9 protein-coding genes are annotated in these 13,477 nt (G+C 40.2%); 6 read left to right on the top strand and 3 right to left on the bottom strand.

The window, feature by feature from the left end; translation table 11 throughout:
• The 6 genes from mobC to Q1K76_RS04910 form a co-directional block, all read left to right on the top strand.
• A partial coding sequence (gene mobC, locus Q1K76_RS04935) for a plasmid mobilization relaxosome protein MobC (RefSeq protein WP_300131485.1) occupies positions 1-233 on the top strand: 233 nt, incomplete at its 5' end.
• Complete coding sequence (locus Q1K76_RS04930) at positions 230-1,159, top strand: relaxase/mobilization nuclease domain-containing protein (protein WP_300131482.1); 930 nt, start codon at positions 230-232, stop codon at positions 1,157-1,159. The genes mobC and Q1K76_RS04930, both read left to right, overlap by 4 nt.
• A gap of 49 nt (positions 1,160-1,208) precedes the next feature.
• Positions 1,209-1,976 (top strand): hypothetical protein, encoded by a 768-nt coding sequence (locus tag Q1K76_RS04925; RefSeq protein WP_300131480.1) that lies wholly within the window; start codon positions 1,209-1,211, stop codon positions 1,974-1,976.
• Positions 1,977-1,980: 4 nt separating this feature from the next.
• Entirely contained in the window at positions 1,981-3,183 is a 1,203-nt protein-coding gene (locus Q1K76_RS04920; RefSeq protein WP_300131477.1) for a site-specific integrase, read from the top strand.
• A gap of 255 nt (positions 3,184-3,438) precedes the next feature.
• Positions 3,439-4,473, top strand: a complete 1,035-nt coding sequence (locus Q1K76_RS04915; protein WP_204483102.1) for a restriction endonuclease subunit M — start codon at positions 3,439-3,441, stop codon at positions 4,471-4,473.
• On the top strand, positions 4,470-8,393 hold the full coding sequence (locus Q1K76_RS04910) for an Eco57I restriction-modification methylase domain-containing protein (protein ID WP_300131470.1): 3,924 nt from the start codon (positions 4,470-4,472) through the stop codon (positions 8,391-8,393). Before Q1K76_RS04915 ends, Q1K76_RS04910 begins: the two co-directional genes overlap by 4 nt.
• Before the next feature lie 153 nt (positions 8,394-8,546).
• Here the strand turns inward: Q1K76_RS04910 and Q1K76_RS04905 are convergent, their stop codons facing one another.
• From Q1K76_RS04905 to Q1K76_RS04895, 3 genes are read right to left on the bottom strand one after another with little or no spacing between them, the layout of a single operon-like run.
• Complete coding sequence (locus tag Q1K76_RS04905) at positions 8,547-9,815, bottom strand: hypothetical protein (RefSeq protein WP_300131468.1); 1,269 nt, start codon at positions 9,813-9,815, stop codon at positions 8,547-8,549.
• Positions 9,805-12,087, bottom strand: coding sequence for an ATP-binding protein (locus Q1K76_RS04900; RefSeq protein WP_300131465.1), 2,283 nt, complete (start codon positions 12,085-12,087; stop codon positions 9,805-9,807). The genes Q1K76_RS04905 and Q1K76_RS04900 overlap by 11 nt, the downstream gene beginning before the upstream one ends.
• A 1-nt stretch (position 12,088) precedes the next feature.
• On the bottom strand, positions 12,089-13,363 hold the full coding sequence (locus Q1K76_RS04895; protein WP_300131463.1) for a DNA adenine methylase: 1,275 nt from the start codon (positions 13,361-13,363) through the stop codon (positions 12,089-12,091).
• Positions 13,364-13,477: the final 114 nt, after the last annotated feature.

The raw sequence follows: 13,477 nt of genomic DNA, 5'->3' as shown, positions 1-13,477 counted from the left end.
TGGCGGAATTTCTCCGCGTATCAGCCTTTGAGACGACGATAACGGCCAGGCACTCGACCGAAGAGACTGCCGTCATACGCAGCCTTACGGGTATGGCGAACAACCTGAACCAGCTGACCCGGCTGTCCCATCAGGCCGGATTCCACCGTACCCAAAGGACGGTGACAGAACTCCTGCAGAAACTCAAGGAGATTATAGTCCGGTACAGGCACGGAGAAAGGAGGCCGTCATGATTGGCAAGATCAAGAAAGGGAAATCCTTCGGCGGCTGTATCCGTTACGTGATGGGCAAAGACAACGCAAAAATCATTGACTCAGATGGTGTATTGCTGGGAAATATCCGGGAAATAACGGCCAGTTTCAACTACCAGCGTGAGATTAATCCGAAGATAAAACAGCCAGTCGGGCATATCGCATTGAGCTTCAAGCCGGAGGACAAGGCACTGCTGACGGATGAATTTATGGCTAAAATAGCCCGGGAATACATGGAACTGATGGGGATAAGGAACACCCAGTTCATCTTGGTAAGACACCATAACACGGACAATCCGCACTGTCACCTGGTCTACAACCGCATCGGGTATGACGGCAAGGTAATCTCTTTCCAGAGCGATTACAAGCGCAATGAAATTGCCACAAAACTGCTTAAGGACAGGTACGGGTTGACATACGCCGAGGGAAAGGGCAAGACTAACGTGGAGAAACTCCATGCTTCGGAACGTGTAAAATACGAAATCTTCAATGCTGTCAAGGCAGCTTTGAGGTATTCCAGAACATGGAAAGAGTTCAACGATTATCTGCTTCGCCGGGGCATCAGGCTGGAATTTGTAAAGCGTACCCGGGAGATAAAAAGGCCGGAGGACATACAGGGAATCCGGTTCACCAAGGACGGGCAGACCTTCAAGGCTTCACAGATCAGCCGGGAGTTCAGCTTTGCCAGACTGAATGCCCGGCTGGGCTGGAAGACTTCGGAATCCCAACAGGAATCCGAACGTAAGGTGCAGCAAAGGATACCGGACGGAGGCCATCTTCTCGAAAGTACGGGACCGGGACTGTTCAGCCCGACAAGCAGCACCGCTCCCGAAGAGCCGTTATCTCAGGAAGAACTCTTGCGCAGACGCAGGAAAAAGAGACAAAAAAGGAAAGGTTTCGGATTGTAGTCCGTCCTTTCCCATTCAAATTATTCATGAACATTAAAATTGCAGGAATATGAAAATGGAAGAATGTATCGAGAGCATCTTCGGATGCCTGGAAAGAATCGAGAACAAAATCAACGGGTTGTCCGTCCCCTTGCCGAAAGACAACAGCCCGATAGTTAATAATACACAGGATGAGTCCGTGCTGAATGAAGTCCGGAATGGTCATGAGACATTCCGCAAATTGTTGGCTCGCATATACGAAGGTCTTGTCGCCATCAAGAACGATATGGTTTCCATGGACAGGAAAAACTCGTCTCAGGAAAAACTTGGACAGGTCTTGTCGGAAATGCGTAATGAACAGCGGCAGAACCAGGAGAAAGTGGAAATCCTGTTTTGTGAGACCAATGACACAATCAGAAAGAATGCCGTTAAGACAAGCAACATCAACCATCATTTCAGCCTGAGCTTGGAATCCCCGTACATCCTAGGGAACTTTTCCGTGATGTTTGCGGCAGTCGTGGCCCTGTCCGTGGCTCTCTATTTTTCGACGAGAACAGATAACGAGCAGGCTGATAATGATCTGAAGTACCGTTATGTCAAGATGAAAGGAGAGGCTACTCCCGAACAGCTTGTAGACCTTGAAAACCTCTTTGGACCGAACCGGAACAACGAACGGATAAAACAGATGCGTGAGGACGTGGAAGCCTACGAGGAAGCGGTACGGAGACAGGCCACCTTGACTGAGCAGGCACGACTGAAAGAACAGGCAGCAAGAGAACTGGACAGCAAGGCAAAGTCCATCAAGGACAAGTCTATTACGGACGAACCTGAAAAGTAAGCCCATGGCCAGTGTCAAAGTGAAATTCAGACCTTCCACCATAGAGGGAAAGGAAGGTACCATCTATTATCAGATTATCCAGAACCGTGTAATCCGTCAGTTAAAGACGGATTACCGGATATTTACGGACGAATGGAACGAAGCTGGGAACTGTATCATTGTCAGTAGTTCAGAACGAAGCAATCTGCTTCTTTCCTTGCAGGAACGCATGGAATGGGACCTGAAACGGATGGACATGATTATCCGCCAACTGGATAACCGGAAAAGTACATATACAGCGAATGATATTATAGTTGCCTTTCAAAACAGAGTGGATGAACAGTCATTTTTTAATTTTATGCAGGGCATCATAGCCCGTCTAAAACAGATGGGCAAGATACGCACAGCCGAAAATTATTCCTGTACTCTGAAAAGTTTCATGCAATTCAGAGGGGACAGGGATGTTCTGCTGTCTGAAATCGATTCGGACCTGATGCAGCTATATGAGGCCTACCTTCATAAAAAAGGTGCCGTACGGAATACCAGTTCATTCTATATGCGTATCCTTCGGGCGGTATATAACCGTGCTTTGGAAAAGGCACTGATGGAACAGCGCAATCCCTTCAGGCATGTCTATACGGGAGTGGACAAAACCGTCAAGCGTGCCGTTCCCTTATCTGCCATCAAGCGTATGAAGAATCTGGACCTGTCCTTACAGCCTAATCTGGAATTTGCAAGGGACATGTTCCTGTTCAGCTTCTATACCCGTGGCATGTCGTTCATAGATATGGCTCACCTGAAAAAGAAAGATCTTCAGAACGGATTTTTATCGTATCGCAGACGAAAGACCGGGCAGCAGCTGGTTATCAGGTGGGAAAAATGTATGCAGGAGATTGTCGGCAAATACCCGGAAGACAGTCTCAGTCCTTATCTTTTGCCGGTATTGAAATATCCTTTTAAGGATACGCACAAACATTACAGGAATGTAATGTCCGGAATAAACCGGAACCTGAAAGAAATAGCCAGACTGGCCGATATCTCCGTTTCTCTTAGCATGTACTGTGCCCGTCATTCATGGGCAAGCGCAGCCAAAGGCAAGAATATTCCGATTTCGGTTATCAGTGAAGGAATGGGACATGATTCTGAGGCGACCACACAAATTTATCTGGCCTCATTGGATAATTCCGTAGTGGACAAAGCCAACGCACAAATTCTGAAAAGTCTGTAGGATTGGAGAACGTTTAGCAAAAGCATTCATTTCTTAGACAGAGGGACTCACTCTTGCGCAAAGTTATACATTTTATTGAAAATCCTGCAATTCCGGCCGTTGGATTTTCATTCGGAAATCATTGAATTTCAACTGTTGTTTAGCAATCCTACATATAATTCATCAGCAAATCAGCCTTATAGCCTGAAATCTCCCTCTGTCTAAGAAAGACGCAGACACCGGGACTTTCTCATCCCCTTTACGCACAGAAAGAAGATGGAGAAAACGACCGGAGAAGCCGACATACAGGAGAACAGACTGAAAGAACTTTCACCCGACTTACTGAATACCTTGCTCAAAGATCATACAACGAGCAAGGAAGGAAAACAGTGTAACATATTCTGGGCTACTTCCGATTATGAACCGCTCGGCAGAGGTTATGAATACGGGTCACAGATTCTCCCAGAGTTGATAACCGGAGAGAACGGGCATGTGGTCATGCCCCGTGTCCTGAAACACAGGGATACCCAAAGCATACGTTCCCGGGAAATGGCGGAGGTATTTACTCCGTCCTGGATATGTAATGCCCAGAACAACCTTATCGATGAAGCGTGGTTTGGTAGAAAGGATGTATTCAACCATGAAGTGACCTCTAAAGACGGTACACATTCATGGGAAATCAATCCTGATAAGATTGCTTTTCCTGAAGGCAGGACATGGAAAGACTATGTACGGGAAAACCGGCTGGAAATCACCTGTGGAGAAGCTCCTTATCTGGTAAGCAGGTATGATACGACTACCGGAACATTCATTCCTGTGGAGAAACGTATCGGCCTGCTTGACCGTAAGCTCCGTATTGTCAGTGAAAATACCACGACAACACGTGAATGGCTGGAGGCAGCCAAGGATGCTTACAGAAGCATCTATGCCTATGAATGGCAGGGCGACAGTCTTCTTCTTGCCCGTGAAGCACTTCTCTTATCCTTCATCGAATATTACCGGAACAAGTTCGGTAAAGATCCGCAAATTAAATCCATCAACCATATAGCCTATATCATCTCTTGGAATGTATGGCAGATGGACGGACTGAAAGGTGTTGTTCCGGACAGTTGCGGAGAACGTGTGCGGACGGAACCGAGCCTGTTCGGTACGATTGAAAGACGGGAACCGTGCGAGGGCTGTCTGAAAAATGACCTGACCAAGCACAACGGAATTTACTGCATTATCAAGGACTGGCGGGCTACAGACAAGGCAACAGGCAAAAAGGGGAAACGAATCCGATTTATCGACCTCATAAATGAAGAAGCATGAGATTCACATCGTCCCTGAAACTAAAACTGATCTATGTGTTCCGTATCAATGATACGGCGCACCGTGGATGCCTGAAGATTGGCGAGGCAACCTGTGAGGATGAAAACGTGTTCGGTCTGTCTCCTAACAGCAAGGCGCTCAATGAAGCAGCAAGAAAGCGTATTAACCAGTACACACAGACGGCAGGCATCGCATACGATCTGCTATATACGGAACTGACCGTTTACAACCGTAGCGGACTTCGTTCGTTCAACGACAAGGAGGTACACAATGTTCTGGAACGCTCCGGTATCAAAAAGAAAGTCTTCGATACAGTCAACAAGGCCAATGAATGGTTCATCACCGATCTGGAAACAGTCAAGCGTGCCATTACGGCTGTCAAGGAAGGGCGGAGTTCCCTTTCATCAGCGGAAGTTACCCGTGAATATTCCCCGATTGTATTCCGGCCGGAACAGCAGGAAGCCATCAACAAGACCAAGAAGCAGTTTAAGAAAGGCAACCAGATGCTCTGGAACGCAAAGATGCGTTTCGGAAAGACACTTTCTGCCCTACAGGTTGTCAAGGACATGGAGTTTCAGCGTACTCTGATTCTGACTCATCGTCCTGTGGTGGATGCCGGATGGTTTGAGGATTTCGGTAAGATATTTTACGACCGCAAGGATTTTGCATACGGTTCCAAGAATAACGGGGAAAGTTTTGGCAGTCTTGAATGGCGGGCAGAAAGCCACGGATTGCATTATGTCTATTTTGCATCCATGCAGGATTTGCGTGGCTCTGAACTTGTGGGTGGCAACTTCGACAAAAACAACGAAGTGTTTGCTACCGATTGGGACCTGATTATCGTGGATGAAGCGCACGAAGGCACCCAGACCGAACTGGGTAAAGCGGTTATGGGAGAGCTGGTCAAGGAACAGACCAAAGTATTGCGCCTGTCAGGTACTCCATTCAATCTGCTGGATGATTTCAAGGAGGATGAAATCTATACATGGGACTATGTGATGGAACAGCGGGCCAAGGTGAGCTGGGACGAACTCCATTTTGGCGATCCCAATCCGTATGCCTCACTGCCTACACTCAATATCTTTACCTACGATTTGGGACGGCTGCTTCATGAATTTGTAGATGAAGATGTCGCCTTTAACTTCAGGGAATTTTTCCGGGTCAATGAATCCGGCAGTTTCTGTCATGAAAAAGATGTGCGGGCTTTTCTGAATCTTCTTACCAAGGAGGACAAGGACAGCCTTTATCCATATGCCAACGAGGAATATCGGAATATTTTCCGCCATACACTCTGGATGGTGCCCGGCGTGAAGGAAGCAAGGGCATTGAGTGCCATGCTCCAGACACATCCGGTGTTCCAGCATTTCAAGGTGGTCAATGTAGCCGGTGACGGTGATCAGGACGAAGAAAGCCGTGATGCCCTGGAAGCCGTGGAACAGGCTATCGGAAAAGATCCGGATGCTACACGGACCATTACCCTCTCTTGTGGACGGCTGACGACCGGAGTAAGTGTAAAGGCATGGACTGCCGTATTCATGCTGTCCGGTTCCTATAATACAGCCGCATCCAGTTATATGCAGACCATCTTCCGCGTACAGAGACCGGCCACCATCAATGGACGGATGAAGGAGCAGTGCTACGTTTTTGATTTTGCCCCTGACCGTACCCTGAAAGTGATTGCTGAAACAGTCCAAATATCGTCCAAAGCCGGAAAAACTTCACAAAGCGACCGTAAGGCTATGGGTGAGTTTATCAATTTCTGTCCCATCATATCCATTGATGGCTCACAGATGAACCGCTTTGATGTACCCCGTATGTTGGAACAGTTGAAACGGGTATATGTGGAACGTGTCGTCCGTAACGGGTTTGAGGACAACAGCCTGTATAATGATGAACTGATGAAGCTGGATGATCTGGAACTACAGGAGTTCGATGCCCTGAAAAAGATCATCGGCCAGACCAAAGCCATGCCTAAAACCAACCAGGTGGACATCAACAGTCAAGGCCTGAATAATGAGGAATACGAGGAAAAGGAGAATCTGGAGAAGAAACCCAAGAAGGAACTTACGGAGGAAGAACGGAAACGGCTGGAAGAACTGAAAATGAAAACCAAGAACAGAGAAGCGGCCATTTCCATACTCCGTGGCATATCCATCCGTATGCCCCTGTTGATTTATGGTGCGGAACTGAGTGATGAGAATCAGGAAATCACGATTGATAATTTTTCCTCACTCATTGACACGCAGTCATGGGAAGAGTTCATGCCAAAGGGAGTGACCAAGCAGAAATTCAACAGCTTCAAAAAATACTATGACCCGGAAATATTCTGTGCTGCCGGAAAACGAATCCGTGCGTTGGCCCGTGCCGCGGACAAACTGAGTATAGAGGAACGAATCGAACGGATTACGGACATCTTCAGTACTTTCCGTAATCCGGATAAGGAAACGGTGCTTACTCCGTGGCGCGTGGTAAACATGCACCTTGGCGATTGTATAGGAGGATATAACTTCTATGACACAGAGTATCAGAATGTAATTTCTGAACCACGGTTTATAGATAAAGGAGAAGTTACCGCAGAAGTATTCTCCCCTGAATCCCGTATTTTGGAAATCAATTCCAAATCCGGACTTTATCCGCTTTATATGGCATATGGCATTTACCGGGCAAGGGTAAAGGCTTCTTTGTTCGCTGTAGAAACAGTAGAAGAGCAGCAGGCTGTATGGGACAAGGTCATAGCTGAGAACATCTTTGTTATCTGTAAAACTCCAATGGCGAAGAGTATTACCAAACGTACACTTGTCGGGTTTCGTAAAGCTAAAGTAAATACAAGATATTTTGAAGATTTAATCAACCAGATCAAGAACAAGCCTGAAAACTTTATTGCCAAAGTTGCCAAAGGCCGCTCTTACTGGAAGGCCATAGATAATGATAATATGAAGTTTAATGCAATAGTGGGGAATCCACCATATCAGGTTATGGATGGAGGGGCTGGAGTAAGTGCAAAACCTGTTTATAACTTATTTGTTGAAATAGCTAAACATATAAATCCAACATATATTTCCATGATTATGCCTTCTAGATGGTTTGCAGGAGGTAAAGGATTAGACTCATTTAGGGCAAATATGTTGTCTGATAAACGAATTCGTTATATTTTCGATTATATAAATGCAAAGGATTGTTTCCCAACTTCAAGTATTGGTGGAGGAGTAAATTATATTTTATGGGATGCTAACTATCATGGGGATTGTTCGATTACGACTGTCCAAGGATTTTTACGTGACACTGTATCACGCCCATTAGATCAGTTTACAGTATTCATTCGTTATAATCCTGCGATCCATATAATTCAGAAATGTCAATCAAACAAGACCTTTGCTTCAATAGTAAGCACACGTAATCCATTTGGCTTATCATCAAATATTAGAGGCAATAAATCTGGATATCTTCGTTTAATATCAAGCGAAGGTGTATCATGGCTTCCTAAAACTGCTGTTTCAGCTTCAAATCAACTACTTTCTAAATACAAAATTCTTATGAGCAAAGTAACAGCTGAACATGCCGGTGAACCTGATAAAAACGGCCAATTCAGAATCGTTTCAAGGACAGAAATTATAGGGCCAAATGATGTTTGTACAGATTCCTATTTGATTATTGGTGCTTCGGAAGATAAGTCTATTGTTGAAAATGAATATAAATATATTCAAACTCGTTTTGCTAGGTTTTTATTAATGCTAGCAGTATCTTCTATAAATCTTTCTTCTGATAAGTTCCAGTTCATTCCATTGCAAAATTTTACGGAAAGATCTGATATTGATTGGAATAAGAACCTTTCTGATATAGACAAACAGTTGTATATCAAGTATAATTTATCAACAGAGGAAATAGCTTTTATAGAAAAAATGATAAAAGTATATGACTAATGATTATAATATAAAATATACCAATGGATAATAAATGTTTTTCAATTTTATATTATCCATTGGCTATAAGAATATATAAGTCTTATTCCCTATTTAAAAACATACCTTTTATCCGTCTTAATATTAAAGTGAGTATAGGTGTCTTATTTTTAACTACCCCGGCTCTTCTTGACTTTCAGTAGGTACAGACTCAAGTGATATACCTATTGCTTGATTGGGTATACGTGGTAAAGCTTGGCGTTGCAAATATAATGCATACCTTTCTGTTATATGTCGTATAAATGGAGGTAAGATACGACCTATTTTATATTTCTCCACGTCTTTATACTTTTTGACAATTAATTCTTGAAACTTAAATGCATAAAACTTATTTTTCATGAGAGGACCTATAATAGCCTCATTATTATGCTCCTTAAAATTTCCATACTTAGGATCAAATAAACCTTTCGCTTGAGCATTTGTTAATGCAGTACCTTTTATTAAGTACACTTTATTAACGTCAGGACATTCAATACAATTGTCTTTTTTGCATGAATCACATTGAGGTTCTTTTCGTCCTATACAATCACATGTAGGGCGGATATTTAAATAATATTTTTTGTCTTCTAATTGGTATATATCACCTGTTATAGAAGATTCTTTATTAGGACTTGAATCTAGACGTTGAACTTGGAGAATGTCTAAAATCTCTTCCTGAGTGGGTTGCACATCCCCCACTTTGAGTAATTGTGCTTGCTCAATAGATAAAGGTTGCATTCTTCCAAAAATATTCTGTGTCAAAACATCTAGTAGTTCATCATTAGGATTAACTGAATCTGTATTTGCCGTTTGCCATATTACTAATGGCCAATATTTTGAGTTTGCTAATTGTTTGAATGTATGTGCTTTAGCTCTCTCAATAGCATTATCCCATATTTTTAGTACATATATAGAAGGCATATTATCTATCCAATTATTTATAACCTCCATTACTTTTACATTTCCATCATTCGTAATGTCTGATTTGTTTTTGATAAAAATGGGGAGGTTATCTTTTTCTATATCTATTTTATTTCTCTTCAATTCAGACTTTATAGTATTTGATTTATTGCTAAATATAAAAATAGGAACATAGCATACCTCTAAAATTTCTTGAATAAATGTAATAAGTTCCACTTTAGCTTGCTTTTGAGCTTCTTGCATACCTTGAATAGGAAAACCAGATTCATCTTCGGTTGTCACCAGTTCCCAATCTAACAAAATAAAGCTTAATTTACGTAAATTAACAGCGTTGAGTTTAGGTACAGAATCGTATTTTACCAAAGGGTAACCACGCCCTTCAAAATGTTTAACTATTTGGACAATTCTATCACTATTACCCTCACTAAAAACATGATCATCAACAACCATGCCTATTCCTGAAAAAAGCTCATCAATATTCATTGTGTTCTTGTTTAATAAAGTTAACCACAAAGTTTGCGCCGCAAAGAATTATATCTGATTGAACTTCTGCTAATTCAATAGAATAATCATTACGTTCCATTAATTTACGAGAAATATACAGACCTAACCCACGTCCCTCTTGACCTTTACCGGAGTAAAATGCATCAAAAATATAAGGTTTATCTTCTTCTCTAATACCAGGACCATTGTCAGAAAAAATTAATTTACAATTATCCCCATCTAAAGTAACAATAATCTTTTTATTATCTTTTTCTTCAAGCCAATAAACAGCATTGTCCAAAAGATTTATCAATAATTGCAAGAGATCCGCATCTGTACATTTTGCCACTAAAGGAGATCCAACAATATTTATTCTATATTCAATCTTATGTTCAGCTAAAGTTCTTTTATATATGGTTATAACTTTATCTAAAATATCTTTAACCCTTATTTGACGACGTCTTTGTTTAGATGAAGTGAATAACATCTGTAAATCTTTCATCTGATTTTGGATGTATGAAAAAATACCATAAAGCTTTTGAAGTTCCGATGTTAAAAGAGAGTGGTCAAAATTTGAATGTAAAGAATCCTCGTATAAGGATCTTAATTCATCAATTCCCTTGTTTAACATCATCATAATATCATGACTCGCTGTTTCTACCGAAATACCAACAGCTGCTAAAGATTCCGTACGTTCAACTCTGCAACTTAAATATTTATTCTCAGATTTATAAGCATTCTCTAACTGAGTTAATAGAGACAACGCATGCTTGTCATCCTTCAGTTGATTACGAAGATTAGATATTTCTTTACTTACCGCATCTTTACGTATCTTATCAAGTTGTGATTTTTTTTCTTTATCTGCTAAATATGCAGCATAAGCTCCATTACGTATGTATGATAAGAAGCTTTGTATTATACAAATAAAATCGGTGGTATAATTCCCCTCCTCAATAAGTCCCTCTCGATTCGTTTTATCTTTCAGATGAGGATTGCCAAATTTAGTTATCTTAATCCTTCCTACTATTTGGTCATTACTTAAAAAATCTCCTGCTCTAACTGTACCACGACGCACCTCTATTTGCAACCAATCATCGTCTGGATCACCATAGGGAAGAACACGTATATTATCGCGTAGTAAATAAATTCTATGCTCTTTGATAATAGACTTTGCTTCCTTAGGCAAGTAATATTTAGATGACTCATCTTTTGAATTTAAATCAAAAACATAAAAGTCAAACTCAAAGTCACCAAAATCACTAACTTCACGAAAAGCCTTAGTTACCTTATTTTGGAAATGATTTCTAAAAACACTCATACCTCTAAGTCCATCTTCTTTTATACTCACAGACTTAGTGTGGCCATTTTGCTTATATGTAAACAATCCAGTTTTCGAGGAATAATAACCATTTGTTATTTGTAATACACTTTGAGTTTCAATTAAATTACGCAATGTAATATCATTAGATTTCTCTTCTTGAGTCCATGGATTATTATTTATATATAATCCAATTGTGAAATTATTCTGTATCTCATTGGGGCTAATAACCTCATTAAATAAATCTCCAAACCTCAAAAAACTATCTTTGATTGGTTTAAGCTTTGCCAAAGACCATGAACCGGACAGATTTGATATCTCAATACGAGTTCCATGAATGTTCTCACGTTTATCGAATTTTAAATTATTTATGGTAACATCATGCTCTTCAAATACATTAGGAGATTGATTTTCTAATTTAAAATTTAATTCGTCTAAATAGAGTCCTTCATTACCGTCTTTAGCACCATCTATAAAATCACTATCATATGAGTTTAAATCAAAACACAAAGTATATTCTTTACTACTCTCGGATTCTCCTTTTGAATTTAAGATCCAGTTGGCGGGTCTTGTTGTTAAATTAATTGTTCTGCCTAATTTTAGCATGGCATATCTGCCGATACCTTTCTCACCCTGAATAATACGGTTATATTTAGGAGTTCTCCGTTCAGAACCATCTTTAGAGAATTTATTAGGAGTAGCCGGACTCATCCAAGATTTTTCTATTATTTCTGCTGTCATGCCACATCCATTATCTTCAATAATAATTCGAGATTCTGGAGTGATATTTAAAGACTCCGTGAATCCATCAAAAGAAATTTTAACCCAGTCAGCATCTGCATCATAGGCATTCTTTATCAATTCAATAACTGCTATCTGCTCATTCTTAATTAGTTGATCACCCAACATAGTTAGCAATCGAGCGAATGGTCTTATTGTTAAATTCTTAGCCATATTAATTACATTTTCTAGCAAAAATGACGAACTCTTCTGAATAAACTTTCCTACAGCAGCCTTTAACACTGGCAAACTTCCCATTAGTATCTCTATATGGAGTAAGTATTTTATTAGATATTTTACGTCTATCTACTTCTATGTTTACCATTCCTTCAGCTAACAAACATTCAGTCAGATGTTTTGCATTATCAATTTTTACTCCTTTATATTCTGTATTACCTATAACAAAAAGGCAGGCACCTCCGGGATTTAACATTTCAACAACTTTATGGACGGTTGACTGCATGTCTATGTAATATTGCGCAATAGAACGTGTCTTCCTTTTATCTATTGAATACATCTTAAATACGATATCTTGGCCCACATTATTTAGTTTTTTCAGGTTTTTATCGAACTCTTCTGAATGATATAAACTTCCTATTGTGCCTTCACGAAGTAATCTGAAATCATCAGTATATTCAAGCCAAAGCGTTGATAATTGATGTAAATCAGCATATTCATATGAAGTTACATATGGAGGACTAGTCACAATTAAGTCAACAAATGGTTTATCAATATTAACGTCTAGAATATTAACTCTTTTAATATCTGCCTTCCCGTATTTTTCATTTATATTTTCCATATTTGCCTTTCGCATCATATTTACTTGATATATATATGAAGAAAGGACATCCTTAGGCTGTTTCTTTGGGTCAATTTGTGGCTTAATTGATTTTGTAAGCCATCGAGAACAAGATTTTAATATATTAGAAAAAGCACACAGAAAGAATTTGCGATATAATTCATCGTCCACAACCAAATATATTGAAGATCGAAGTTTTAAGAGATTATCTATATGCTCTTCGTCGAACCAATATTGTATTCGTTCATTGGAATAAATGCGATTAGTTTTATCTACATTACAAGTGTTGTAAGCAGCAATTATTCTGTCAAAAAAATCTTGCAATTGTTCATCTTGATATACATTGCTTTTGGTTTCTGCTATTAATGTAGCTACAGGATTTATATCACATCCCCAAAAGTATTTACCGCTTCTTACCGTTTCAAATGCGACAGTACCACACCCACAAAATATGTCAGCTACGGTCTTAACAGATATGTTGTTTTCCTCAGCTTTATGAATAGCTTTTGTTGTTATAAATGCAGGAAATTTAGCAGGATATGCATGGATATTATGCATACGCCTTTCCCGTTCGGCTGGCATATTCCATTCTTCCTGTATATCTATCGTATCAAAATTAAGTGTACGATAATTATCAATTGTGACATTCATGACAAATCTTTATATTATTCCTTAGCAATATTAACGCAATCAAGCGTGCGTATACAATACACCCAAATATAAACAAAGATAGAAAAAATCCTTCATTCCACAATGTTTGTTTGA

Source organism: uncultured Barnesiella sp., from assembly GCF_946496565.1.
GTDB lineage: Bacteria > Bacteroidota > Bacteroidia > Bacteroidales > Barnesiellaceae > Barnesiella > Barnesiella merdigallinarum.
The sequence above is the reverse complement of the archived record's forward strand: the minus strand, read 5'-3'. Positions and strand labels throughout refer to the sequence as shown.

What these genes read in the sequence shown, in the direction of transcription:
- Q1K76_RS04930 (WP_300131482.1), top strand. Translation starts at nt 230, where the DNA reads ATGATTGGCAAGATCAAGAAAGGGAAATCCTTCGGCGGCTGTATCCGT.
- Q1K76_RS04905 (WP_300131468.1), bottom strand. Translation starts at nt 9,815, where the DNA reads ATGAATATTGATGAGCTTTTTTCAGGAATAGGCATGGTTGTTGATGAT.
- Q1K76_RS04910 (WP_300131470.1), top strand. Translation starts at nt 4,470, where the DNA reads ATGAGATTCACATCGTCCCTGAAACTAAAACTGATCTATGTGTTCCGT.
- Q1K76_RS04915 (WP_204483102.1), top strand. Translation starts at nt 3,439, where the DNA reads ATGGAGAAAACGACCGGAGAAGCCGACATACAGGAGAACAGACTGAAA.
- Q1K76_RS04895 (WP_300131463.1), bottom strand. Translation starts at nt 13,363, where the DNA reads ATGAATGTCACAATTGATAATTATCGTACACTTAATTTTGATACGATA.
- Q1K76_RS04925 (WP_300131480.1), top strand. Translation starts at nt 1,209, where the DNA reads ATGAAAATGGAAGAATGTATCGAGAGCATCTTCGGATGCCTGGAAAGA.
- Q1K76_RS04920 (WP_300131477.1), top strand. Translation starts at nt 1,981, where the DNA reads ATGGCCAGTGTCAAAGTGAAATTCAGACCTTCCACCATAGAGGGAAAG.
- Q1K76_RS04900 (WP_300131465.1), bottom strand. Translation starts at nt 12,087, where the DNA reads ATGGCTAAGAATTTAACAATAAGACCATTCGCTCGATTGCTAACTATG.